A 22842-nucleotide genomic window follows, 5' to 3' on the forward strand; every position below is an offset into this window, starting at 1 on the left:
TTCGACCTCGTCGCGAAGCGGATGGCCGCCCCGCGGCCCCGGCGGCTCTACACCGCGTCCAGGATCTGCCTCTGGAGATCGACGGCCCGCGGGTCGGCAAGCTCCTGCCGGGGACGGTCGAGATCGATCTCGATATCGAGGGCGATGGCGCCCTCCCGCAGCACGACGACCCGGTCGGCGAGCGCGACGGCCTCCGCGACGTCGTGGGTGATCAGCACCGTGGTGAAGCCGCGGCCCGTCCAGATTCGCTCCAGCAGGCGGTGCATCTCGATGCGTGTCAGCGCGTCCAGCGCGCCGAAGGGCTCGTCGAGCAGCAGGATCTGCGGCTCGCTGACCAGCGCCCGGGCGAGCGCCACGCGCTGGCGCTGGCCGCCGGAGAGCACGCTCGGCCAGTCGCCCTCCCGGCCTTCCAGTCCGACATCTGCGAGCGTGCCCCTCGCCTTCTCCTGCCAGTTCGGCCCGCGGGCGATGCCGACGTTCTCGACGACGGTCTGCCAGGGCACGAGGCGCGCCTCCTGGAACAGCAGGCGCACGGACGGATGCAGGCGCTCGACCTTGCGCCCGCCGATGCCGACGCGGCCGCTGCTCGGCGCGTCGAGCCCGGCGATGAGGCGCATCAGCGTTGACTTGCCGCCGCCCGACCGGCCGACGACGGCGAGGAACTGGCCCGCCGGGACCTCCAGGTTGAAATTTGCGAGCACGCTGAGCGCGCCGAAGGCCTTTTCGACCCGGACGAGCGAGATCGGCAGGCCGCCGGCGCTTTCCGGCACGTAGAAATCGGCAAGGCTCACGGCTCGCCTCCCGGCTTCGCCTGATAGGCGGGGTGCCAGACCAGCACGCGCTTCTCGATCAGGCGGGTCGCGACGTCGGCGAGCTTGCCGAGCAGGGCGTAGACGATGATGCCGAGCAGGACGACGTCGGTCTGCAGGAACTCCCGCGCGTTCATCGTCATGTAGCCGATGCCGCTGGTGGCGGAGATCGTCTCGGCGACGATGAGCGTCAGCCACATGAAGCCGAGCGCGTAGCGCAGGCCGACGAGGATGGAGGGCAGCGCACCGGGCAGGATGATCCGCCGGATGAGCGCCTTGCGGTCGAGCCCGTAGACGGAGGCCATCTCGACGAGCTGCGGGTCGATGGTGCGCACGCCGTAGAAGGTGTTGATGTAGATCGGGAAGAAGACGCCGATCGACACGAGGAAGATCTTCGCCGTCTCGTCGATGCCGAACCACAGGATGACGAGCGGGATGAGCGCCAGATGCGGGATGTTGCGCACCATCTGCAGCGTGCTGTCGAAAAGCGTCTCGGCCGGACGCCAGAGCCCGTTGACGACGCCCGCGACGAAGCCGAGCCCGCCGCCGATGACAAGGCCGATCAGCGCGCGCTGCGTCGAGGCCAGCGTGTGGAAGAACAGCGAACCGTCCAGCAGCGACCGCCAGAAGGCGGCGGCGACGGTCGTCGGCGCCGGCATGAGGCGGGCGGTCACGAGGCCGGTGCGGGCGGCGATCTCCCAGACGATCAGCAGCGCGACGGGAAGAACCCAGGGCGCGAGCGCGCCGCCCAGGCTCTTCAGGTTGGGTCTGCGGGTCTCGCCGGCAGCATAACCGGCCACCGACGTCTCCGCCATCAGGCACCGCCCTTGCGCACGACATCGGCGATCGAGATCCTCTCGGGGATCAGGCCGAGGTCGAAGAACGTGTCGGCGATCGCCTGCTGCTGCCTGACGACGCTCTCGTCGATCGCCTTGACGCCGTAGGACTGGCGTTCCAGCGCGATGGCGAGCACATCCTCGGGAATGCCGACGGAGGGCGAAAGCTCGGCCGCCGCCGCGGCGGTATTGGCCTTCGCCCATTCGTCGATCTCGGCGACGGCCTCGATCACCACGTCGACCGCCTCGGGATTGTTTTCCACGAAGGTCTTCGCGCCGAGATAGAACTGGTGGTTCGGCACGATGCCCTCGCCGTTGCGCAGCTCGCGCGCCTCGATCGCGACTTCCGCGGCCGCCTGGAAGGGATCCCAGATGACCCAGGCGTCGACCGCGCCCTGCTCGAAGGCGGCGCGCGCATCGGCCGGCGGCAGGAAGGAGGTCTTGATGTCGCTGTATGCGAGACCGGCCTCCTCCAGGGCCTTCACCAGCAGGAAGTGCACGTTCGAGCCCTTGTTGAGGGCGACCGTCTTGCCCTTGAGGTCCGCCACGGTCCTGACGGGGCTGTCCTTCGGCACGAGGATCGCCTCGCCGCGCGCCGCAGGCGGCTCGTGCGCGACGTAGATGAGCGGCGCACCGGCGGCCTGCGCGAAGATCGGCGGCGTCTCGCCGGTCGTACCGAAATCGACGGCGCCGACATTGAGGGCTTCGAGCAGCTGCGGGCCGGCGGGGAACTCCGTCCACGTCACCGTATAGCCGATCTTCTCCAGCTTCTCCTCGAGAAGGCCCTTGCCCTTGAGCAGCACGAGCGTGCCGTACTTCTGGTAGCCGATGCGGACCTCCTTGTCGGCGGCCCATGCCGGTCCGCCGCCCAGGAACGGCAGGACGAACCCGGCGGCGAGAGCGGTCGAGAAAATGCGGCGCGAAATCGTCATGGCGTTCCCCTGCGTTGAAATCCGTTAGACTATATAATCTATAGATTTCACACTATTTCGAGGACACCCATTCCAACCTGTACGGCGCGCGTAGTTTTTTCTCCTATGCAGGAACGCTCATGGCCGCCGCCGCCCTCGGCCGACGACAGGCAGCGGCGCACCGGACGGCGAAGGATGCCGCCGAGCGGCTGCCGGCCTCTTCTTCGCGCTGACGAGGATACGCGGCCTCGTCACACGGTTGGTATCGTGCCGCCATCCATGACGAATTCCGTGCCCGTCGCCGCGCCGGCGCGAGGGGAGACGACGAAAGCGATCAGATCGGCGATTTCGGCGGGCCTGGCGGGCCGGCCGAGCGGGATGCCGCCGAGCGAATCCATGATGATCTTCCTGCCGCCCTCGTAGTCGGTGCCCGCCTGTTCGGCGAGGCGCCCGGCCATCGCGACCGCCGCCTCGGTCTCCACCCAGCCGGGAGAGACCCGCACCACGCGAACGCCCTTCGGCGCGACCTCCTTCGACAGGCTCTTGCTGTAGGTCGAAAGGGCGGCCTTCGCCGCGGCGTAGGCGGTCGTGGATTCGGGAAGCGGCAGGCGGCTCTGGATCGAGGTGACATGCACGATCACGCCCGACCCTCGCGCGATCATTCCGGGCAAAAGCGCACGGTCGAGGCGGACGGCCGGCATGAGGTTCCAGTTCAGTTCCCTGAACCATTCCGCATCGTCGAGCGCCGCAAACCCGCCGCCGGGCGCGGACGAACCGCCGACCACATGCACGACGACGTCCACGCCGCCGAGGCGATCGACGACGCCGGCGGCCACGTCGGCGCAGCCTTCGGCGGTCGCGAGGTCGGCGGCGATGAAGTGGACACCCTCGATCGCACCGGCCGGCACGGTGCGTGCCGTCGTCACCACGCGCGCGCCGGCCTCGCGCAACGCCCCGACCACGGCCGCGCCGATGCCCTTCGTTCCACCCGTCACCAGGGCACGCGCGCCCTCCAGGCCGAGATCGACGCTCACGGGGCGATCTCCAGCTGCGCGATCTTCCCGCCCTCCAGAACGAACGCATAGCGCAGATCGACGGGGCTGCCGGGGAAGTCTCCCGAGACACGGGCCGTCACCACGATCCGGTCGCCGTCCCCGCCGATCGCGAAGGGGGCCGTGGTATACCGAAATTTCGCGGACGCTTCTGCCTTCCATCGGCGGATGGCGTCGCGGCCCTCATGGGTCCGGCGCTCATCGACGACGGCGGCGTTCTCGGTGAAGCAGAGGGCGACGGCGTCGCCGTCGTTCTGATCGGCGGCGAAATAGGCCGCGACCGGCTCCGGCAGGGTGATCGGCATGACGGTTCTCCGATTTCTGTTGTCTCGGAGTATAAATCGCCTTACCCTGCAAAAATGACAAGAACGGACGAAAAAGTAAGGTACTCACCGGAAGGTAAGTCATCCCGGAACCATACGCGCGAGACGGCGGCCGAAGGCGTCGAGAACGTGCTGAAGCTGCTCGAAGGCCGGTGGAAGCTGATCATCCTGTTCCACCTGTTCGGCGGCAACGTCATGCGGTTCTCCGACCTCGAGCGGGCCATCCCGGCCGTGTCGCAGAAGATGCTGATCCAGCAGCTTCGCCAGATGGAAGGCGACGGCATCGTGCGCCGCATCGTTCACCATCAGGTGCCGCCCAAGGTCGAATACTGCCTGACGGAATGGGGGCAGGCGCTGTGCCCGGCGCTCGATGCGCTGCTGTCCTGGGCCGCGCGGCGGGAGGACATGGTTCGCCCCGCCGGTGCGGGCTGACGGCGAAGGAGGCCGGTACGGCCGTGACCGCCCGCCGGTGCCGTCGACGGCATCACAGGATATTGCGGCGCTGCCATGCCTTATAGGGCGCGAGCGCCTGGCCGGGAAACCGCCGCTCGATCTCGCTTTCCACCAGCCGCATCAGGGCCATCGACTGCGCAGGATCGTCGTCCCGCTCGCTCTTCCTCTCCATCCGCCGCATCGTCTCGAAAACCTCGTCTTCCGTCATCGAGGCGAGAGCGGTTTCCAACGTCGCGGGATCGACGATCTCGTTTACGGCCATGGTGCTGCCTCCTCCCGGCCATGCCGGAGCGGCCTAGCGAAACCGCGCCGGCCTCTTCGTCAGGTTCATCTGGATCTCCAGCCGCGTGGCAAAGCGGCCGACGACGCGAACGAGCTTCCTCACGTCCCGCTCGTCGATTTTCTGCGAACGGCAGACCGCGACGACGTCGAACACCTCGAGCGTGGATGAAGATAGTTTCGGATTGGAATGTTGCATGTCTGCCCCCGTGGATCTCGTCAACAACTCGCAATCCGCGGCAAGGTTCCAGCGGACGCGAGCAGGCGCCGCCGTTCGTCCGAAACCGTACAGTGACGTTCGGGACCATAGGCTCCGGCCTGATGGGCGGCGATTTGGGACGATTATGCGGTGCAGCGGAACGGGAACCGCTCGTCCGACCGCCATGGCAAGGGAAGCCCAGCCGGAAAAGAAACAAGGCTAAGACGCCGGCTAACCGTTATGCAACATGCTGATTTAACGATTTTTGGTGGGTCAAGTGGAGGTCTGCGAACGCTGCTCCTCAAGGAGTTGCAGCGCTACGACGCAGGCGTTGCGGACATGGAGCGAGGCGATCTGCTGCGCCTCGGCCGCATCCCGCCGCTTTAGCGCCGCGGCCAGCGCATCGATCTCCGACAGGCTTTGCGAAATGCGGTTGGGATGCATGAGCGAGGTTGCCCGCAGGATATTGATCCGTGAGAACAGGCTCTGAAGCACTTCCTGGACGAGGTTGTTGCCGCAATGACCGAGCATGATGCTGTAGAGGTGGCTCTTGGCTTCGAGAACCTTTGCGGTGTCGCCGGCAAGAGCGGTTTGACGCAAGAGCTCTGCGCCACGCGCGAATTCCTCGATCGCGGCGTCGCTCCCCTTCGTTGCGAATTCATGCGCGGCAAATCCTTCCAGCAGTCCGCGCAGGGCATAGAGATCGCGTGCTTCTTCCAGCGAGATGGTGGCGACGACCGGACCCTTGTGCGGCACGATCTCGACAAGCTTTTCCGCCTCGAGCTTCCGAAGCGCTTCTCGGAGCGACGTGCGGCTCACGCCCAGTTCCTCGCAGAGTTCGCGCTCGACCAACCGGGCGCCGGGTGCGTAGCGGCCCGAGGTGATGGCCTGCCTCACGGCGTTTTCGATCTGGCGCCGCAACGTGTCGGGCTGCAGGACGGCTACTCGTCCGATCATGCCTTGCTTCCTGTATTACATTATGACCATCTGCCCATAGCATGACTTGCTGTTATTCAACAAGGCGAAGGCGCCGCGCACTGCGATTGCCCACATTCCTCCGGTTTTGCAATTCAGTCCGGCCCGGCATCGTGGTGCGGCAGAGTGGCTTCCTTGCCGGAACCCGTCCCCGAATCTCCCGCGCCATTGCTGACAGTGGTACGGCCAATTGGTCGAGGCCGCGACATGTCTGCCCTTGTGCGTGGCAAAATTCAAAACACCGGGCATTGTTGACTTCGATTTTATGATTGTATTATTGTCGTTATGAATTATAGATCGTTTCAGAATTTCCCTGACGGGCGCTTGCCCGCGATGAACGGACATTTCGATGGGGCACGGTGCCGGATCGGCGGCCGACGGCTCGGCCGTGGGGTGGAACTGGGGAAGCCATAAGCAGGTGGGGAGACAGCAAGTGAAGATCCATTCCGCGGCAACGACATGCTGTGTCCGGCTCCGTCCTGTTGGCGGGGCGATCATTTCCGCCTCGGCTGGTGAAGGGCGGCGGCTGTGAGCGGGTTCCTGAAAAACGTCAATCAGGAGAAGGTCGTCTTCCTTCTCTTCATCGTGATTTTCATTCTGTTTTCCGTTCTGCTTCCCGGCTTTCTCAATGCCAACAACCTGGTTCTGCTGATGCAAGGCGTTTCCGTGCTGGGCATTCTCGGCGCCGGTATGTGCGTCGTCGTCATCGGGCGGGGCATAGATCTCTCCATGGTCGCGACCATGGCGATCTCGGTCGCCTGGGCCCTGCAGCTCAACGGCGAGGGGATGAGCCTGCCGCTGGCGCTGGCCATCGGCGTCGGGGTGGCGCTGTTCGTCGGGCTCGCCAATGGTCTGCTCATCGCCTATGCCGAGATCCCGCCGCTTTTCGCGACGCTCGCGACCTCGGCCTGCGTCTACGGCTTCGGGCGGTTCTTCCTGATCCACACCGATCTCGTCTATGTGACGCCCGGCGTCGGCATGCTTGTCGAACTGGGGCAGGGGCGGGTGCTGAGCATTCCCATGCCGGTGATCGTATTCGCCGCAATCGCGGCCATCGTTGGCGCCATTCTGCATTTCACCAAGTTCGGCCGCTTCACCTATGCTGTCGGCGACAATTACGGCACGGCGCGGGTCACCGGCATTTCGGTGCGCCATGTGCTGGTCGGCCAATATGTCCTGACCAGCCTGGTCGCCTTCGTGGCGGGACTGACGCAGGCGATGGCCATCAGCAGCATGAACACGCGCATCTCCGACACGCTGCTGATCTATGACGTCATTCTCGTCGTCGTGCTGGGTGGCGTGGGCCTGAGCGGCGGCCGCGGCGGCATCCGCAACGTGGTGGTGGGGACGCTTCTCATCGGCACGTTCCTGAACGGCATGACCATCATGGACGTGCAGTATACGATGCAGAACGCCATCAAGGCCGCGATCCTGCTCGCGGCGATCATGATCGACACCATCATCAATCCACGTGACGAACAGACCTCGCAGCACGGGGACATCTGATCCTGCCTGTCGCGGGAGCCGGGCAATTCATTTCAACAGGAGGAGGAAGACATGAAATCATCAGGCAAATCATTGGCCGGCTCGTTGTATCGCCGGATCCTGGCCTTCGGCGCCACGGTCGCGGTCACGGCTCTCACGGTGCTGAGCCCGGCAACGCCGGTTCGCGCGGAAGGGCTCGACGATCCGACGCTCGCGCCCTATCTCGAAGCCTTCAAGGGCAAGAGGATCGCCTATGTGCCCTTCTCGATGAGCTTCGACCTCGCCAAGGGCTGGCTCGCCGGCATGCAGAAGCAGGCCGACGAGCTCGGCTACGAGATCATCGTGCGTGACCCGAACTGGAACACCGATGCCGGCTCGCAGGCAATGGCCCAGCTCATCAACGAGAAGCCCGACCTCATCGTCTACATGAATCCGGATCTGCAGTCCTATGCCAAGATCCTCAAGAGAGCCCAGGCGGCCGGCATCCATCTCGTCGCCGTGAACCTGAAGTCCGTCTTCCCGACCCATTATATCGGCGAGGACTGGCAGCTGAACGGCAAGGCGGAGGCCGAATACATCGTTTCCAAATGCGGCAAGGGCACCGACCGCTCGGGCAAGGTCGCGATCCTGCAGGGCATCCTGACCTCGGCCGCCAGCGCCTACCAGCTCAAGGGCGTGATGGACGTGCTGTCGCAGAATCCCGAAATCACGGTCGTGTCGAACCAGTCGGCCAACTGGGACGCGGGCAAGGCCAACGAGATCACCAAGACCGTGCTGCAGCAGAATCCCGACCTCTGCGGCATCATCGGTTTCTGGGACGGTATGGACATCGGTGCGGGTGCCGCGGTGAAGGAAGCCAATCTCAAGGAACCGGTCTATGTCGTGACGTCGGGGGGCGGTGCCAAGGAAGCGGCCTGCGACAAGCTGCTCGACGGCACCTATGCCGCCTACATGAGCTACGACGTCCGCACCATGGCGCATGACATCAACACCGTCATCAAGATACTGCTGCAGTCCGAACTGCCGCCGGACATGAAGACCTTCAGCCTGCCGACGCCGATGAAGCTGCTGACCAAGGACAACCTCACGCCGTCCTCCTGCTGGGTCATGGACGACTTCAAATAAGCCTCCCGGCTGACCCCGCCGGACCGGGTCGGATTGGCCGACCCGGTCCCAAACGCAGCATTTTCACGACATGGCGGTCATGGTGGACACCAATATTACATCAAACAGTTCGTTGTCCCGCGCCCGGGAGGCGCCGTCCGGCAACGTCTCGGATGCGCTGGTGCGGTTCCGGCACCGCTGGATTCCGACCCATATTGTCGGCGAATTGCTGTCCAAGTCCTGGATCGACAATATCGTCCCGGCGGTGATCCTCGCTCTGATCGTCATCATCTTCGGCAGCATCGTCCCGAATTTCTTCCTGCCCGCCAATGTGTCCGACGGCACGCGGCAGATCGGCGAGTTCGGCTTCGTCGTCATCGGCATGATGATCGTCGTGGTCGGCGGCGGCATCGATCTCAGCGTCGGCTCGAACTTCGCGCTCGGCAACCTGCTCGCACTGGCGCTGACCAACATGTACGACATGCCGGTCGCCGTTGTCTTCATCGCCGTCGTCGCCACCTGCTCCTTCATCGGCCTGATCAACGGCGTGCTGGTCGGCGTCTTCAAGCTGCGCGCGTTTCTCACCACGCTCGTCATGCTGATCGGGCTGCGCGCGCTGGTCGACTCGCTGCTGCTGGTCTATGCGCTCGACATCTCGGCCGGTTTCTACGACAACGCGATCTGGGACTTCGCCGGCGCCGGTGACGTGTTCGGCATTCCCATCAGTTTCGTCCTCTTCGTCGTCGCCGCCATTCTCATGCATATCGTCATCAGCCGGACGCGGCTCGGCTGGCACATCATGGCGGTCGGCGGTTCGCGCCGTTCCGCCCACAATGCCGGCATCGCCGTGCGCTGGACGGTGTGCCTGACCTATGTGCTGAGCGGCGCCTTCTGCGGCATCTCCGCCTTCTTCTATGCCGCCCGCCTCGGCAATGGCGGCTCCTATCCGGGTGTCGGCCTCGAAGTCTTTGCGCTGACTGCCGTCATCGTCGGCGGCATCAGTCTCGGCGGCGGCCGAGGCTCGGTCGCCAAGGCGGTGATCGGCGCGATGATCGTGCAGATCATCAATCTCGGCGTCGTCCAGCTCGGCCTGCAGAGCGGCGCGGGCCAGCTCGTCCTCGGCCTGATCCTGCTCGCGGCGATCGGCTTCGACGTCCGCTGGGTCAAGAACCGCGACAAGATCCTCTCGCGCGTCTACATGTCGCCGACCTATTTCGCGCTGCCGGCCTCGCCGGTCACCGAGGCCGGATCGGGTTCGCCCTTTGCCGCCAACGACCGGCTCGGCAAGGTCGAGGTCCACGGCCTCGGCCAGCTCGACGGCCCGGAAGACGTGATATTCGACAGCGCAGGCAATCTTTACTGCGGCGACCGCCTCGGCAATATCATGCGGCTCGAAGGTCCGGACTACAAGGATGCCAGTGTTTTCACGCATATCGGCGGCCATCCGCTCGGCATGGCGATCGATCGCGAGGACAATATCGTCGTCTGCGTCGGCGGCATGGGCCTTTATCGCGTGCGGCAGGATGCGAGTGTCGAGAAGCTGACCGACGAGACCAATCGCTCGCTGTTTTCGATCATCGACGATTCCCGGCTGCGGCTGACCGACGACTGCGACATCGCGCCGGACGGACGCGTCTTCTTCAGCGAGGCCACCACGCGTTTCGACATGGCAAGCTGGCCGTCGGATGCGCTCGAGAGCCGGCCGAGCGGACGCATCGTCTGCTACGATCCAAACAAGAAGACGACGCGCACCGTGGCGCGGAACCTGACCTTCCCGAACGGCATCACGCTGAGCCACAACGCGCAATCGATCCTGTTCGCCGAAAGCTGGGCTTGCCGGATCAGCCGCTACTGGTTCGAGGGTCCGAAGGCCGGGACCATCGAGCATGTGATCGAGAACCTGCCCGGCTATCCCGACAACATCAACCGGGCGAGCGACGGCAGCTACTGGCTGGCGCTGATGGGCATGCGCTCGCCCGCCCTGGACCTCGCACTCAGGATGCCGGGCTTCCGCAGGCGCATGTCGCAGGAAGTCTCGATCGACGAATGGCTCTACCCCAACATCAACACCGGCTGCATCCTGCGATTCAACGAGAAGGGCGACGTGCTGGAAAGCCTGTGGGACAAGACCGGCGCCAACCATCCGATGATCACCTCGATGCGCGAGCACAAGGGCCGGCTCTATATCGGCGGCATCTTCAACAACCGCATCGGCAGCGTGGCGCTCGACGGCGCCGACAAGAACTGGACGGGCCCGTCGAGTTATTGGGGGCGCACATGAGCGGCCTCCTCGCCCGCCTGTTCTCGCGCCGCGAGGCGGCCACCGTGCCGTCGATGGATGGCGTGCTCCGACCCAACACCCTGCTCGACCAGGCAAGCCCGCTTGTCGCCCTGCCGGAGCCCGACAATCTGGTTCAGTTCGGCTCGAACCTTGCCTTCTCCAGCGGCAATGACGTGTTGGTTCTCGTGCCGGACAGCCCGGCGGGCTCGCCGCCGGAGCTGTTCCGCCGCTTCGAATCCCGCGTAACGGCGCTGGCCGTGTCGTCGCAATCCGTGCTCGCCGTCGGCCTCGATGGCAAAGGCATCGGATTGATCGGCGGCGCCTATGACGGCCTCGCGCTCGACCAGATCGGCGGCGTGCCCGCCAAGGGTCCGACGGCGCTCGCCTTTGCGGATGCCGACACGCTGATTGTCTGCATCGGTTCGGCGCAGAACGGGCCGGACGAGTGGCAGCGCGATCTCATGGAGATGCGCGCGACGGGATCGGTCTGGAAAGTCGATCTCCGCAGCAAGGCCGCGACCATGCTTGCGTCCGGCCTCGCTTTCCCGAATGGCGTTCTCATACGCGGCAACCGGGTCGTGGTGTCGGAAAGCTGGCGTCACCGGCTGCTCGGCCTCGATCTCGCCGCGGTCAAGGCCGTGCCGGACATCATCCTCGAAGATCTTCCCGGCTATCCCGGCCGGCTTTCCGAAGGGCGAGACGGCGGCGCGTGGCTCGCTGTCTTCGCGCCCCGAAGCCAGCTCATCGAATTCGCTCTGCGCGAGCGGGCCTATTGCCTGCGCATGCTGCGCGAGATCCCCAAGGAATACTGGATCGCACCGACGCTCCGCTCCGGCCGTTCGTTCCGCGAGCCGATGCAGGGCGGCGCGGTCCGCGTGCACGGGATCTACAAGCCCTGGGCACCGACACGCTCCTATGGGCTTGCCGTCCAGCTCGACACCGATCTTCTGCCGGTCCGCTCTTTCCACAGCCGCGCCGATGGCAGCCGGCACGGTATCGTCAGCATCTGCGAGTGGCAGGACCGGGTCGTCTTTGCCAGCCGTGGCGACGACCTTCTCTGCACATTGCCGCTCGATCCCCATTCGCCTCGGGATGCCGCACGATGACCGCCTTGCTCGAACTGAAAAACGTCACCAAGCTGTATCGCGGTTTCGCGGCGATTTCGGACGTGTCGATCACGCTTCAGGCAGGGCGGGTGCATGCGATCCTTGGCGAGAACGGTGCGGGCAAGTCGACACTGACCAAGATGATGGCCGGCGCGGTGTCACCCACCAGCGGCGAGATCCTGCTCGACGGCAAGCCCGTGACGTTCGCCTCGCCCGGCGAGGCGTTGCGGCACGGCATCGCCATGGTGTTCCAGGAGACGAGCCTTGTCCCTTCGCTCACCGTGGCGCAGAACCTGTTCCTCGGCGACGAAAAGGTGTTCAACCGGCTGCGCGGACTCTACATCGCAGCCCAGCAGTTCCTGCAGTCGCTGAACTTCCCGGTCGATCCTGCGGCCAATGTCTCGGCGCTCGGCGCCGCCCAGCGGCAGATGGTCGAGATCGCCCGCGCCGTGCGCAAGAATGCCCGCGTCATCATCTTCGACGAACCGACCGCGACGCTGACGCCTGAGGAGAAGCACCATTTCTTCGAGCTGATCGAACGGCTCAAGGCCCGTGATGTCGCGATCGTCTTCATCTCGCATGCGCTCGAGGAGGCGCTTACCATTTCGGACACGATCACTGTGCTGCGCGACGGCCAGCATGTCATCACCGACGCGACATCGGCCTTCGACCGCGACAAGATCATCCGTTCGATGGTCGGGCGAACGCTCTCGGACCAGCTCTACAACAGGGACGCCATGCGCCCGACCAGGCCCTACGGCCGGAAGACCCTCAGCGTGCAGAACCTGTCGATGGGCCGGCTGGTCCGCAACACGTCCTTCTCGGTCTATGCCGGTCAGGTGACGGGTGTCTTCGGCCTGATCGGCTCGGGCCGGACGGAGTCGTTCAAGGTCGTCTCGGGTGTGGCGAAGCGGAATTTCTTCCATGGCGGCATCGTACGCCTGTTCGGCAAGGCCGTGTATTATCGCATCCCGCGTCCTGCCGTACGGGCTGGCATCGCCTATGTGACCGAGGACCGCAAGGTCGAGGGCATCTTCGAGACGATGTCGATCGCCGAGAGCATCCATATAGGCGCGCTCGCGGCCGACAAGGGCGGTTCGTGGATCGTCAGCCGGCGCAAGATGCGCGAGCTCGCTGCCCGCTGGAGCAAGGCGCTCTCGATACGGGCGATCGATTCGAATGCCCGGGTGCTCGAACTCTCGGGCGGCAATCAGCAGAAGGTGGTGATCGCCAAGGCGCTGGTGCAGGATCCGCGCATCGTCATCTTCGACGAACCGACCCGCGGCGTGGATGTCGGCGCCATCGCCGAGATCCACGAGATCATCAACGGCCTCGCCGATCAGGGCCTCGCCGTCGTCGTGATCTCGTCCTACCTGCCGGAGGTGCTCAATCTCTCGGATCGCATCCTGGTCGCCCGGCAGGGTCGGATCGTCGAGGAATTCGCCATGGACGAGGCGAGCGAGGAAAAGATCATGTACGCGGCCGTGCATTGACGATTGGATCCGCGTGGAGAGTTTGAAGGCGAACGGCGTGCGGCAACCGGATAGGGCAAGGACAGGATCGATGCAGAACGCGGAGCGGTCGGGGAGACCGGACATTGAGGATGACGGGATGGGCGGCACCGCCCTGCTGACGCAGCTGGTGCGTCAGGCCCGTGGCCGGAGCGATTTTCCCGCGGCAGTGCGGGAGAAGGCCGCGATCTGCCTCGTCGACTTTCTCTCTTGCGGGCTCGAGGCCGCCGAGCTTCCCTGGAGCCGGCAATCCTTCGCTCTCGCTGCCGGCCGGACCGGCGACTGCGCCATTGTCGGCGAGGCCGGATTCTATTGCGCCGAGGATGCCGCCTTCGCCAATGGCGTGCGCGGCCATGGCCTCGTGCGCGAGGACATGCATACCGGCAGCATATCCCATATGGGCGTCGTGGTCTGGCCGGTGCTGCTGGCGCTCGCCGGTGAGAGGAAGGCTCTTGCCGGCCGGCCGCTCGATGCGGCGATTGCCGGCTACGAGATCGGCGGCCGGATCGGCAGAGCCCTGATCACGCCGGAAATGGCGCGGCTTTTCCGCCCGACGGGGCTCATCGGGCCGATCGCCGCGACGCTTGCCGGCGCGATCTTCCTTGGGCTCGACGAAGAGCGGACCGTGAGCGCGCTGGCTTTCGCGATCAACAGCGCCGGCGGGCTCAACGAATGGCCGCACAGCGGCGCCGACGACATGTATTTCCATCCGGGATTTGCCGCCCGCAACGCGCTGACGGCACTGCGGCTCGCCGAGCTCGGGGCGCGGGGCTCGGCCTCGGCGATCGATGGCAAGGCCGGGCTGTTCGCGGCCTTCGGGCGCCAGCCGCTGCCCCCTCGGCCGGTGCTCTTCCCCGATGGCGACTTCGAGATCATGAGCGTGTTCAACAAGGAGGTGCCGGCCTGCAATTTCGCCCAGTCGCCCTGCCAGGTGGCGCTCGCGGCCGTGCGGCGCATAGAGTTCGGCGACGAGATCGAGAGCGTACATCTTGCGACCTACGACGCGGCGTTGAACTATCCCGGCTGCGCCCATCGCGGGCCGTTCGAAACGCCGCTCCAGGCCAAGATGAGCATCTATTTCGGCATGGCGGCGACCATGGTTCGCGGCGAGATCGCGGAGGCCAATTACGGCCTGCTCGACGATCCCAGGATCGCCGATCTTATCGCCAGGACGACGATCACCGTGTCCGACGCGCTAAGCGGTGCATTCCCCGCCCGGCAGGGTGCGCGGCTTCGTATAAAGACGAGAGCCGGCCGGATCATCGAAGAAGCGCTCGATGACGTCAGACCAGCATCGCCGGCGCTGGTGCGCCAGCGCTTCTCGGCGGCGGCCGCCGCCCGTCTCGGACAGGCGAAAGTTCCGGCTCTGAACGATGTCATCGACGGCATGCTGGCCGGACGCGGCGATGCCGGAAGCCTTGCCGAACTCGGCCGGCTGGCTGCCCGCTCGGAGGGGACCCGCGCATGAGCGAGATCTACGAAGTCCTTGCCCTGAAATATGCCACCAACGACCGGCCGGCCTCGCACAATTTCATTGGCGGCGACGAGCACGACCGTTCGATGCCCATCGACTATTTCATCTGGGTGATCCGCAACGAGAAGCGGACCGTTGTCGTCGACACCGGCTTCAACCCGGTCTCGGGCGCGCACCGGGCACGCAAGCTGACGACCCCGGTCAATGTCGCGCTTTCGGCAGTCGGCATCCACGGTGCAGATATCGAGCATGTGATCACCACGCACATGCATTACGACCATGCCGGAAACAACGACATGTTCCCGAACGCCTGCTTCTACATGCAGGAGAGCGAGATGCATTACGCCACCGGCTCCTGCATGTGCCATCGCCTGCTGAACCACCCCTACGAGGCGGATGACGTGGCGGGCATGGTCAAGCGCGTCTATGCCGGCAAGGTGTCCTTCTGCCTCGGCGACCGCGAACTGTTTCCCGGCCTATCCGTGCACCACGTCGGCGGCCATTCCCGCGGCCTGCAATGCGTGCGCGTCGAGACCCAGCGGGGGCCGGTGGTGCTCGCCTCGGATGCCAGCCACCTCTACGCCCACATGAATTCCGGCCGGGTGTTCCCGACTTGCGACAGCGTTGCCGACACCGTGCTGGGCTACGGCCGCCTCTTCGAACTCGGCGGCGATGCGAGCCGGATCGTGCCCGGCCACGATCCCGAGGTGATGCGACGCTATCCGGCTCTCAGCCCGCAGACGTCGGGCATGGTGGTCAAGCTCGACGTCGACGAGGCGACTGGATGAAGAGGAAAAATCAAGGGAGCAATGTATTTGGTCACATTGTATGATTGAAAGATTGTAGTATGAGATTTATGGTTTCAACCATCGGAACGGCTGATCGGGGAGAGTTGGAATGATCGTGGAACTTCGCGTCTATCACTGCGCGCCGACCCGGCTGCCGGCCCTTCTCGAGCGGTTCCGGTCGACGACGCTGACCTTTTTCGAGCGCTACGGCATCCGGCAGATCGGCTTCTGGACCACGGTCGTCGGCACCGACAACCACGCCCTGACCTATCTGCTCCAGTGGGACAGCATGGCTGAGCGCGAAGAGCGCTGGAGCGCATTCCAGTCCGATCCCGACTGGATCGCGGCCCGGACCGAAAGCGAACGGGAGAAGCCGATCGTGGTGCGTGTCGAGAACAGTTTTCTCGCGCCGACCGACTTCTCGGCGCTTCGCTAGTGAGACGGTGAAATTGACAAGGCAGGCAGAGCGATGACGGGCAGGACAATAGGCTTTATCGGACTGGGAATGATGGGGACGCCGATGTGCGCGTGCCTCGCCGCCGCCGGCCACCGGCTCCATGTCGCCGATGCCGATCCCGCGCGGGTGGCCGAGGTCTGCGAGAGGTTTTCCGCCGAGCCGCTGACGTGGGATGTGGCGCCAGGGCTCGACATGCTGATCACCATGCTGCCGAATTCGGCGATTGTCGAAGCCGTGCTGCTCGAAGACGGCTGGGCCGGACGGTTGGCCAGGGGCGCGCTCGTCATGGACATGAGTTCCTCCGAGCCTACCCGGTCGCGCGATCTCGCCACGACGCTCGCGGCGCAGCGCATCGACTACCTCGACGCGCCCGTCTCCGGCGGCGTGAAGCGTGCGGAAAGCGGATCGCTTGCCATCCTCGTCGGCGGCGAGGAGCCGGTGATGCAGAAGGCGCTTCCGGTCCTGCAGGCCATGGGGAAATCGATCCTGCATATCGGTCCGGCAGGATCCGGCCACGCCGCCAAGGCGCTCAACAATTTCGTCTCCGCCTGCGGCCTGATGATCACCGTCGAGGCCCTGCATGTCGCACGGCGCTTCGGTATCGCGCCCGAGGTGATGACCGACGTGCTCAATGCTTCGACCGGCCGCAGCAACACGACGGAGAACAAGGTCAAGCAGTTCATGTTGTCGGGCAGCTTCGCCTCCGGCTTCGCGCTCCGGCTGATGGACAAGGATCTTTCGATCGCCGGCGCGCTCGCCGATTCCGTCGGCTACCCGCTGACCTTCGGCAAGAAGGGCATCGAGACCTGGCACGAGGTCGCGACGACCGCACCGGCATCGGCCGACCACACCGAAATGTATCGCTTCCTCGCGATGGATGAGTGAGGGCGATATGAAGCTGGATCAGTTCTATGTCGACGGCGCCTGGGTCGATCCCGTGGATGTCAGATGGATGGATCTCGTCGATCCCGCGACGGAGGAGGTCCATGCGCGGCTGGCCCTCGGCGGTGCCGCCGATGTCGATCGCGCGGTCACCGCGGCGCGGCGGGCATTCCCGGCCTTCAGCGAGACCTCGGCCGGCGAACGCGGCCGGCTGCTGCGCCGCATTCTCGAAATCTACACGCGGCGCTATGACGAATTCGCCGAGGCGATGCGCAAGGAAATGGGCGTGCCCATAGCCTTCGCGACATCCGGGCAGGCAGCACGCGGCCCCGCCCATATCAATGCCCTGCTCGACGTGCTCGACCGGTTCCGCTTCGAGGAGGACATGGGCACGACGCGCCTGCGCTACGAGGCGGTCGGCGTCTGCGGCCTGATCACGCCTTGGAACTGGCCGGTCAATCAGGTCATCGTGAAGGTCGCCCCGGCGCTCGCCGCCGGCTGCACGATGGTGCTCAAGCCCAGCGAGTTTTCGGCGATGAGCGCGGTCCTGCTCGCTGAGGTCCTGCACGAGGCGGGCGTGCCGCCCGGCGTCTTCAATCTGCTCAATGGCGATGGCGCCGGCGTCGGCGCCGCGATCGCCGCCCATCCCGACATCGACATGGTGTCCTTCACCGGCTCGACCCGGGCGGGTATCGAGGTGGCACGGTCGGCGGCGGCGACCGTCAAGCGCGTCGCCCAGGAGTTGGGCGGCAAGTCGGCCAATATCCTGCTCGACGATGTCGATCTTGAAGACGCCGTGCGCCGCGGCGTGGCGGGCTGCTTCACCAATTCCGGCCAGTCCTGCTCGATCCCTACCCGCATGCTGGTGCCGCGTCATCTCCTGGCGAAGGCAGCCGGGATCGCCTCGGCGGCGGCCGTTGCCTACCGCGTCGGCCCGACCGACCGCAGCGACACCCAGCTCGGTCCATTGGTCAACAAGAGCCAGTTCGAGCGCGTGCAGCGCCTCATCCAAAGCGGCATCGACGAGGGCGCCATCCTCGTTGCCGGCGGCACCGGCCGGCCGCATGGGCTGGAGACGGGCTATTTCGTCCGCCCTACGGTCTTCAGCGATGTCCGTCCCGACATGACCATCGCGCGGGAGGAGATCTTCGGGCCTGTCCTGTCGATCATTCCCTATGACAGCGAGGACGAGGCGGTGGCAATCGCCAACGGCGCGCTCTACGGCCTTGCCGGCTATGTGCAGTCGGCCGACCTCGACCGCGCGCGCGCCGTTGCCCGCCGGCTGCGTGGCGGACAGGTCCATATCAACTATCCGCCCGCGGATTTCCAGGCGCCCTTCGGCGGCTACGGCCGCTCCGGCAACGGCCGCGAATGGGGCGAGGCGGGCCTCAGGGAATATCTCGAGACGAAAGCCATGGTTGGATACGAGGCGGCCCGATGAGTGCCGCCTCGATCGTCCGCGATGCCGAATTCACTGCTGCAATGGCGGAGGCCGTTCAAGATGTCGTCTGATAGCGAAATGTTCGTCAAGGGTTTCCAGAACCGGAAGAATGTACTGGGCGCTTCCCATGTCGAGAAATCCTGGGAGAATGCCGACGATTTCAACCGTCCGGCCCAGCGGCTGGTGACTGAATACTGTTGGGGGGAGGTCTGGGGCGACAGCACGCTGACTTTCCCCGTGCGCAGCATGCTCAATCTCGCAATGCTGACCGCGATGAACCAGCATCACGAACTCGGGGTCCATGTGAAGGGCGCGCTCAACAACGGGGTGACGCCGGAGGAAATCCGGGCCGTGCTGCTGCAGGCCATGGTCTATTGCGGTGCCCCGGCAGCGCTTGCCGCCTTCCGCACGGCGAGCGCCGTGATCAAGGATTGGCAGTCCGATCAGGCGCCGGTCCAGGCGAAAGCGGAATAGACACCTGCAAATGATGGATGCCGGCAACCCGGCGCTGAGGGATGGAATGAGATGACTGGCGCAAGTATAGGCTTCATAGGGCTTGGCAACATGGGTGGGCGCATGACCCGCTGCATCGTGGCGGGCGGCATGCCGGTCCTGGGCTATGACAGGGACGAAGCTGCAGCGGCACGGGCGGGCGCCACTGCCGCCGCCTCCGCCCGCGCGATCGTCGAGGGAGCCGACATCATCCTGCTCTCGCTGCCGGACTCGACCGTTATCGAACGCGTCGTGGAAGGTGACGGCGGCATCATTGGCCATGTCCGCCCCGGCCAGATCATCGCCGACATGAGCACGGCCTCGGCGGCCTCCACGCGCAGGCTGGCGGCCCGTTTCGCCGAGAAGGGCGTGGCCTTCGTCGATGCCGGCATATCCGGCGGCGCGGCGGCGGCCGAGAAGGGCGCGCTGACCCTGATGGTCGGCGGCGATGCCGGTGCCGTCGCAAGGCTCGAACCCGTCTTCGCGCTGATCGCCAGGAAGGTGATCGTTATGGGCGGCAGCGGCGCCGGCCATACGGCCAAGCTGCTCAACAATTTCCTCAATGCCGTCAGCCTCGCCGCGACCGCCGAGGTCATGGTGGCGGGCAAGAAGGCCGGCCTCGACCTCCACAAGCTGCTCGAGGTCCTCAACGCCAGCAGCGGCGTAAACTTCGCGACGCTGAACCGTTTTCCGAAGATCGTCGACGGCGACTATCTCGAAGGCGGCCTGACGTCCAAGCTGATGACCAAGGACGTGCTGCTCTATTGCGATCTCCTGCACGAGCTCGGCGTCTCCTCGCTCAATGCCGCGGGGCCGATGGCGAGTTTCGGCCTGGCGACCGCGCTCGGCTACGGCGATGTCATCAGCAACCGCGTCGTCGATGCGATCGGCGATATCTCGGGAGGCGTCCGCCTCCATGGCAGCAAGGAATGAGACGATGAAGATTTTCCCCGGCCGACAGATCGGTGCCACATCGGAAGCCCGGACCTCGACCTTCACCGGACAGGTCTTCGCCGATCCCGTCATGCCGACGACGGATGGCGTAACCATCAACAATGTGTTCTTCGCGCCCGGTGCCCGCACCTACTGGCATACGCACGAACAGGGCCAGATTCTGACCGTCGTTGCGGGTCAGGGCTGGATCTGCGTCGAAGGCGAACCCGCTCAGCCGATCCGGACTGGAGACGCGGTATGGATCCCGAAGGGCGAAAAGCACTGGCACGGCGCGGCGGCCGACAGCTATCTGCTGCACACCGCCGTTTCGATCGGCAAGACGGAATGGCTGGAGGAGGTCGAGGACGCCGACTACGACAAGGCGGGGTCCTGACGCGGGCTGGGCCGGCTGTGGGCGGCAATTCCCGTAGACGGCCGGCCAGACCGCGTACATCGTTGATGAAATGACGAAAGAGCACGGGGTCGGGCGCGGACGCCATATGATCAATATAGCCGTCGAGCGACACATTCGCACCGGACTGCGTCCACCGGCAGGCTGCGAAGCGGCCGCCGGCTCAATATTCTCCGAACGCCTTCGCCATGCCTAAGATTCGCCGCCGTCACGGCTCGCGAACACGCGACCCCACGACGGGCCGGCGTCGCTCGGAGTCATGACCGCAAGAGCGCGGCGCCGATTGCTTCCGGCATCCCGATAATCACCCAAAGGCGACGTCGCCCCAGCATCCTACCTGGGGCAGGTCTCGACGCACTGGCCGTGCATTGAGAAATACATTAATACAAACAGACAAAATGATTGTGTTAGATTTATAGCCGTGATATCTGAACCTTGATCCACTGGCCTGCCCCGTTGCGGTACTCGGATCTGGGGGGAGATAAATGCGGGATTCCGGGGATAGACGTGCTCGGTGCGGTCGGCCGCGAATGGCCGGAGGAGAACCCGCATGAGACTTACCCAAGAAGGCGTGGTTTTCCTGCTGGCGGCGGCGTTGTTCGCGCTGTTCGCCGCAACCCTTCAGAATTTCCTGACACCGGGCAACATGGTCGCCCTCGTGCGAAGCGTCGCCATTCTCGGCATCCTTGGCCTGGGCATGGGACTTGTCGTCATCGGCCGGGGGATCGACCTTGCGATGGTGGCGACGATGGTCGTGTCCGTGTCCTGGGTGCTTTCTCTCGCCCAGGCGTCATTTCCGCTGCCTGTCGCGCTGTTGTTCGGGTTTCTGTTCGCGCTTGCGGTCGGGCTGGCGAGCGGGCTGCTCGTCGCCTACGCGACCATTCCCGCGATCTTCGCCACATTGGCGACGGGCCTGATGGTCTACGGCATGGGACGCGCCTGGCTGTTCGAAGTCGACGTGCAGAATACGCCGGCGCAGTCCACCTTCTTCACGTCGCTCAGCGAAATCACCGTGCTGGGCATTCCGATGATGATCGTCGCCTTCGGCCTGCTGTCGGCGATCATCTGGGCACTGCTGAGATGGACGCAGTTCGGCCGCCTGATCTACGCGATCGGCGACAATCCCGTTGCCGCGCGGACCTCCGGCATCGCGATACGCCCCCTGATCGTCGCTCAATATGTCATCGCCTCGGCGGTCAGCTTCCTGGCGGGGCTGGTGATGGCCGCCGCCAATTCCGGCATGAGCACCCGGGTCTACAATTCGACCATGATCTACGACGTGCTGCTGGTCGTCGTCCTCGGCGGCATCGGGCTCAGCGGCGGTCGCGGCAGCATGCGAAACGTCCTGGTGGGGACCTTGCTGGTCGGAGTACTCCTCAACGGCATGACGATCTACGACATTCCGTACACCGAGCAGAACCTGATCAAGAGCATCATTCTGCTGGCGGCAATCACGATCGACAGTCTTGTAAACCCCCGCGATGAGCAGACCGCACAGCAGGATCTGGGGGACATCTGATACTTGAACAACAAAGGGTGGAGGAACCAAGCGATGAATCTATTGAAGACCATGGCATTCCTATGTGCCGCACTGGTGCTACCCGCATCGTTGGCGATCGCCGAGGAGAAGGGGCTCGACAACGCGGTAAAGCGCACGCCTTACTACGACAATCTCAAGGGCAAGAAGGTGGTCTTCGTGCCGCTGGCCATGGGCTTCGACCTGACCGAAGGCTGGGCTGCGATAATGCAGAAGCAGGCCAAGGATCTCGGCTACAGTTTCGAAATCCGCGACCCCAACTGGAGCACGGATGCCGGCACCCGGGCGATCACCGCGATCATCGCCGAAAAGCCCGACGTCGCGATCATCCACAATCCGGACCTGCAATCCTATGCACGGCTGCAGCAGCGCATGGTCGCCGCGGGCATCAAGGTGCTGCAGGTCAACCTCGAGACCACCAGCCCTACCGACTATTATATCGGCGCCGACTGGGTGAAAGTCGGGCTGATCCAGGCCGAGGTCCTGGTCAAGCAATGCGGCGCCGGCAGCAACACGTCGGGCAAGGTGGCGATCCTCGAAGGACAGCCGACGGCCGCATCCAACCTCTACGAACTCTACGCCTACTACAAGATCTTCGCGGAACATCCCGAGATCAAGATCGTGTCGGACCAGGCGGCGACCTATGACCCGGCCAAGGCCCGTGCCATCACCGAAACGGTTCTGCAGCAGCATCCGGACCTTTGCGGCATCGTCGGCAACTGGGACAACCAGGACGTTGGCGCGGGTGCTGCAGTCCAGGCCGCCGGCAAATCGGACCAAGTCTATATCGTTACCTCCGGCGGTGGCAGCAAGACGGGCTGCGACAATATCGAGAAGGGTCTGCTCGACCTCATCGTCAGCTATGACGTCCCTCTGCAGGGCGACGCGCTCAATCAGGCGATTGTCGATCTGCTTCTGTCACCCGCGAAGGCCGGCGAGACCCAGACGACCTATTTCACGCCGCTGACGCTGCAGACCAAGGACACCATCACGCCGCGCAATTGCTGGACTTTGGACCAGCTGAAGTAAGCCATCCGGCAAACACCAACAGGGATGAACTGGTCCGTGGCATTCAGCAACGAGAGCGTCATAAAATTCACAG

The 22842-nt window shown here is 64.8% G+C and carries 24 protein-coding genes and 1 pseudogene; 16 read left to right on the top strand and 9 right to left on the bottom strand.

Features of this window, described 5'->3' with window-relative positions:
• Positions 1–47 precede the first annotated feature (47 nt).
• The 5 genes from NNZ72_RS11720 to NNZ72_RS11740 all read right to left on the bottom strand — a co-directional run bounded on the left by NNZ72_RS11720 (position 48) and on the right by NNZ72_RS11740 (position 3913).
• Positions 48–791, bottom strand: a complete 744-nt coding sequence (locus NNZ72_RS11720; protein WP_257315497.1) for an ABC transporter ATP-binding protein — start codon at positions 789–791, stop codon at positions 48–50.
• Positions 788–1624 carry an aliphatic sulfonate ABC transporter permease SsuC gene (ssuC, locus tag NNZ72_RS11725; protein ID WP_257315498.1) on the bottom strand — a complete coding sequence of 279 codons (837 nt, stop codon included), beginning with the start codon at positions 1622–1624 and terminating at the stop codon, positions 788–790. The genes NNZ72_RS11720 and ssuC overlap by 4 nt, the downstream gene beginning before the upstream one ends.
• Positions 1624–2577: a sulfonate ABC transporter substrate-binding protein gene (locus NNZ72_RS11730; protein WP_257315499.1), complete on the bottom strand. Its 954-nt coding sequence runs from the start codon at positions 2575–2577 to the stop codon at positions 1624–1626. Before NNZ72_RS11730 ends, ssuC begins: the two co-directional genes overlap by 1 nt.
• 230 nt (positions 2578–2807) lie before the next feature.
• Positions 2808–3590: an SDR family oxidoreductase gene (locus NNZ72_RS11735; protein WP_257315500.1), complete on the bottom strand. Its 783-nt coding sequence runs from the start codon at positions 3588–3590 to the stop codon at positions 2808–2810.
• A complete protein-coding gene (locus NNZ72_RS11740) occupies positions 3587–3913 on the bottom strand; it encodes a nuclear transport factor 2 family protein (RefSeq protein WP_257315501.1) in 327 nt (108 codons plus the stop codon). The genes NNZ72_RS11735 and NNZ72_RS11740 overlap by 4 nt, the downstream gene beginning before the upstream one ends.
• A gap of 54 nt (positions 3914–3967) precedes the next feature.
• Between NNZ72_RS11740 and NNZ72_RS11745 the strand changes: the two genes are divergently transcribed.
• Complete coding sequence (locus NNZ72_RS11745) at positions 3968–4363, top strand: winged helix-turn-helix transcriptional regulator (protein ID WP_257315502.1); 396 nt, start codon at positions 3968–3970, stop codon at positions 4361–4363.
• A gap of 52 nt (positions 4364–4415) precedes the next feature.
• Here the strand turns inward: NNZ72_RS11745 and NNZ72_RS11750 are convergent, their stop codons facing one another.
• From NNZ72_RS11750 to NNZ72_RS11760, 3 genes are all read right to left on the bottom strand, one after another.
• On the bottom strand, positions 4416–4646 hold the full coding sequence (locus NNZ72_RS11750) for a hypothetical protein (protein ID WP_257315503.1): 231 nt from the start codon (positions 4644–4646) through the stop codon (positions 4416–4418).
• A 33-nt stretch (positions 4647–4679) separates the two neighbouring features.
• Positions 4680–4862, bottom strand: a complete 183-nt coding sequence (locus tag NNZ72_RS11755; protein WP_257315504.1) for a hypothetical protein — start codon at positions 4860–4862, stop codon at positions 4680–4682.
• A gap of 273 nt (positions 4863–5135) precedes the next feature.
• On the bottom strand, positions 5136–5819 hold the full coding sequence (locus NNZ72_RS11760) for a GntR family transcriptional regulator (protein WP_257315505.1): 684 nt from the start codon (positions 5817–5819) through the stop codon (positions 5136–5138).
• Between the two features lie 546 nt (positions 5820–6365).
• On the opposite strand from NNZ72_RS11760, the gene NNZ72_RS11765 reads away from it, so the two are divergent.
• The 13 genes from NNZ72_RS11765 (at position 6366) to NNZ72_RS11830 (ending at position 20185) form a co-directional block, all read left to right on the top strand.
• Positions 6366–7343, top strand: coding sequence for an ABC transporter permease (locus NNZ72_RS11765; RefSeq protein WP_257315506.1), 978 nt, complete (start codon positions 6366–6368; stop codon positions 7341–7343).
• A gap of 51 nt (positions 7344–7394) precedes the next feature.
• The gene (locus tag NNZ72_RS11770; RefSeq protein ID WP_257315507.1) at positions 7395–8447 is read left to right on the top strand and encodes a sugar ABC transporter substrate-binding protein; all 1053 of its coding nucleotides are present in this window, start codon (positions 7395–7397) and stop codon (positions 8445–8447) included.
• 79 nt (positions 8448–8526) lie between these two features.
• Positions 8527–10707, top strand: a complete 2181-nt coding sequence (locus tag NNZ72_RS11775) for an ABC transporter permease (protein ID WP_257315508.1) — start codon at positions 8527–8529, stop codon at positions 10705–10707.
• The gene (locus tag NNZ72_RS11780; protein WP_257315509.1) at positions 10704–11813 is read left to right on the top strand and encodes a strictosidine synthase; all 1110 of its coding nucleotides are present in this window, start codon (positions 10704–10706) and stop codon (positions 11811–11813) included. Before NNZ72_RS11775 ends, NNZ72_RS11780 begins: the two co-directional genes overlap by 4 nt.
• Complete coding sequence (locus tag NNZ72_RS11785; protein WP_257315510.1) at positions 11810–13306, top strand: sugar ABC transporter ATP-binding protein; 1497 nt, start codon at positions 11810–11812, stop codon at positions 13304–13306. Before NNZ72_RS11780 ends, NNZ72_RS11785 begins: the two co-directional genes overlap by 4 nt.
• Before the next feature lie 70 nt (positions 13307–13376).
• On the top strand, positions 13377–14792 hold the full coding sequence (locus NNZ72_RS11790; RefSeq protein ID WP_257315511.1) for an MmgE/PrpD family protein: 1416 nt from the start codon (positions 13377–13379) through the stop codon (positions 14790–14792).
• Positions 14789–15586 (top strand): N-acyl homoserine lactonase family protein, encoded by a 798-nt coding sequence (locus NNZ72_RS11795; protein WP_257315512.1) that lies wholly within the window; start codon positions 14789–14791, stop codon positions 15584–15586. Before NNZ72_RS11790 ends, NNZ72_RS11795 begins: the two co-directional genes overlap by 4 nt.
• Before the next feature lie 109 nt (positions 15587–15695).
• Positions 15696–16022, top strand: coding sequence for an NIPSNAP family protein (locus NNZ72_RS11800; protein ID WP_257315513.1), 327 nt, complete (start codon positions 15696–15698; stop codon positions 16020–16022).
• 33 nt (positions 16023–16055) lie between these two features.
• Positions 16056–16928, top strand: a complete 873-nt coding sequence (locus tag NNZ72_RS11805; protein ID WP_257315514.1) for an NAD(P)-dependent oxidoreductase — start codon at positions 16056–16058, stop codon at positions 16926–16928.
• Between the two features lie 7 nt (positions 16929–16935).
• Positions 16936–18366 carry an aldehyde dehydrogenase family protein gene (locus NNZ72_RS11810; RefSeq protein WP_257315515.1) on the top strand — a complete coding sequence of 477 codons (1431 nt, stop codon included), beginning with the start codon at positions 16936–16938 and terminating at the stop codon, positions 18364–18366.
• A gap of 60 nt (positions 18367–18426) precedes the next feature.
• Positions 18427–18840, top strand: coding sequence for a carboxymuconolactone decarboxylase family protein (locus NNZ72_RS11815; protein ID WP_257315516.1), 414 nt, complete (start codon positions 18427–18429; stop codon positions 18838–18840).
• A 51-nt stretch (positions 18841–18891) separates the two neighbouring features.
• A complete protein-coding gene (locus NNZ72_RS25655; RefSeq protein WP_503473619.1) occupies positions 18892–19791 on the top strand; it encodes an NAD(P)-dependent oxidoreductase in 900 nt (299 codons plus the stop codon).
• 4 nt (positions 19792–19795) lie between these two features.
• Positions 19796–20185: a cupin domain-containing protein gene (locus tag NNZ72_RS11830; RefSeq protein ID WP_257315517.1), complete on the top strand. Its 390-nt coding sequence runs from the start codon at positions 19796–19798 to the stop codon at positions 20183–20185.
• 40 nt (positions 20186–20225) lie between these two features.
• Here NNZ72_RS11830 and NNZ72_RS11835 read toward each other — a convergent pair.
• Positions 20226–20291: pseudogene (locus tag NNZ72_RS11835) on the bottom strand (dihydrofolate reductase family protein); the annotation flags it as partial.
• A gap of 462 nt (positions 20292–20753) precedes the next feature.
• On the opposite strand from NNZ72_RS11835, the gene NNZ72_RS11840 reads away from it, so the two are divergent.
• Together NNZ72_RS11840 and NNZ72_RS11845 are read left to right on the top strand one after the other, a co-directional pair.
• Complete coding sequence (locus NNZ72_RS11840) at positions 20754–21722, top strand: ABC transporter permease (protein ID WP_257315518.1); 969 nt, start codon at positions 20754–20756, stop codon at positions 21720–21722.
• Positions 21723–21755: 33 nt separating this feature from the next.
• Positions 21756–22769 carry a sugar ABC transporter substrate-binding protein gene (locus NNZ72_RS11845; RefSeq protein ID WP_257315519.1) on the top strand — a complete coding sequence of 338 codons (1014 nt, stop codon included), beginning with the start codon at positions 21756–21758 and terminating at the stop codon, positions 22767–22769.
• The last annotated feature ends 73 nt before the right edge of the window (positions 22770–22842 follow it).

This window comes from Shinella pollutisoli (assembly GCF_024609765.1).
Lineage (GTDB): Bacteria > Pseudomonadota > Alphaproteobacteria > Rhizobiales > Rhizobiaceae > Shinella > Shinella pollutisoli.

Coding starts and splice junctions, on each gene's coding strand:
- ssuC (WP_257315498.1), bottom strand. CDS start 1,624: ATGGCGGAGACGTCGGTGGCCGGTTATGCTGCCGGCGAGACCCGCAGA.
- NNZ72_RS11730 (WP_257315499.1), bottom strand. CDS start 2,577: ATGACGATTTCGCGCCGCATTTTCTCGACCGCTCTCGCCGCCGGGTTC.
- NNZ72_RS11740 (WP_257315501.1), bottom strand. CDS start 3,913: ATGCCGATCACCCTGCCGGAGCCGGTCGCGGCCTATTTCGCCGCCGAT.
- NNZ72_RS11745 (WP_257315502.1), top strand. CDS start 3,968: ATGACAAGAACGGACGAAAAAGTAAGGTACTCACCGGAAGGTAAGTCA.
- NNZ72_RS11750 (WP_257315503.1), bottom strand. CDS start 4,646: ATGGCCGTAAACGAGATCGTCGATCCCGCGACGTTGGAAACCGCTCTC.
- NNZ72_RS11755 (WP_257315504.1), bottom strand. CDS start 4,862: ATGCAACATTCCAATCCGAAACTATCTTCATCCACGCTCGAGGTGTTC.
- NNZ72_RS11760 (WP_257315505.1), bottom strand. CDS start 5,819: ATGATCGGACGAGTAGCCGTCCTGCAGCCCGACACGTTGCGGCGCCAG.
- NNZ72_RS11770 (WP_257315507.1), top strand. CDS start 7,395: ATGAAATCATCAGGCAAATCATTGGCCGGCTCGTTGTATCGCCGGATC.
- NNZ72_RS11775 (WP_257315508.1), top strand. CDS start 8,527: ATGGTGGACACCAATATTACATCAAACAGTTCGTTGTCCCGCGCCCGG.
- NNZ72_RS11780 (WP_257315509.1), top strand. CDS start 10,704: ATGAGCGGCCTCCTCGCCCGCCTGTTCTCGCGCCGCGAGGCGGCCACC.
- NNZ72_RS11785 (WP_257315510.1), top strand. CDS start 11,810: ATGACCGCCTTGCTCGAACTGAAAAACGTCACCAAGCTGTATCGCGGT.
- NNZ72_RS11790 (WP_257315511.1), top strand. CDS start 13,377: ATGCAGAACGCGGAGCGGTCGGGGAGACCGGACATTGAGGATGACGGG.
- NNZ72_RS11795 (WP_257315512.1), top strand. CDS start 14,789: ATGAGCGAGATCTACGAAGTCCTTGCCCTGAAATATGCCACCAACGAC.
- NNZ72_RS11800 (WP_257315513.1), top strand. CDS start 15,696: ATGATCGTGGAACTTCGCGTCTATCACTGCGCGCCGACCCGGCTGCCG.
- NNZ72_RS11805 (WP_257315514.1), top strand. CDS start 16,056: ATGACGGGCAGGACAATAGGCTTTATCGGACTGGGAATGATGGGGACG.
- NNZ72_RS11810 (WP_257315515.1), top strand. CDS start 16,936: ATGAAGCTGGATCAGTTCTATGTCGACGGCGCCTGGGTCGATCCCGTG.
- NNZ72_RS11815 (WP_257315516.1), top strand. CDS start 18,427: ATGTCGTCTGATAGCGAAATGTTCGTCAAGGGTTTCCAGAACCGGAAG.
- NNZ72_RS25655 (WP_503473619.1), top strand. CDS start 18,892: ATGACTGGCGCAAGTATAGGCTTCATAGGGCTTGGCAACATGGGTGGG.
- NNZ72_RS11830 (WP_257315517.1), top strand. CDS start 19,796: ATGAAGATTTTCCCCGGCCGACAGATCGGTGCCACATCGGAAGCCCGG.
- NNZ72_RS11840 (WP_257315518.1), top strand. CDS start 20,754: ATGAGACTTACCCAAGAAGGCGTGGTTTTCCTGCTGGCGGCGGCGTTG.
- NNZ72_RS11845 (WP_257315519.1), top strand. CDS start 21,756: ATGAATCTATTGAAGACCATGGCATTCCTATGTGCCGCACTGGTGCTA.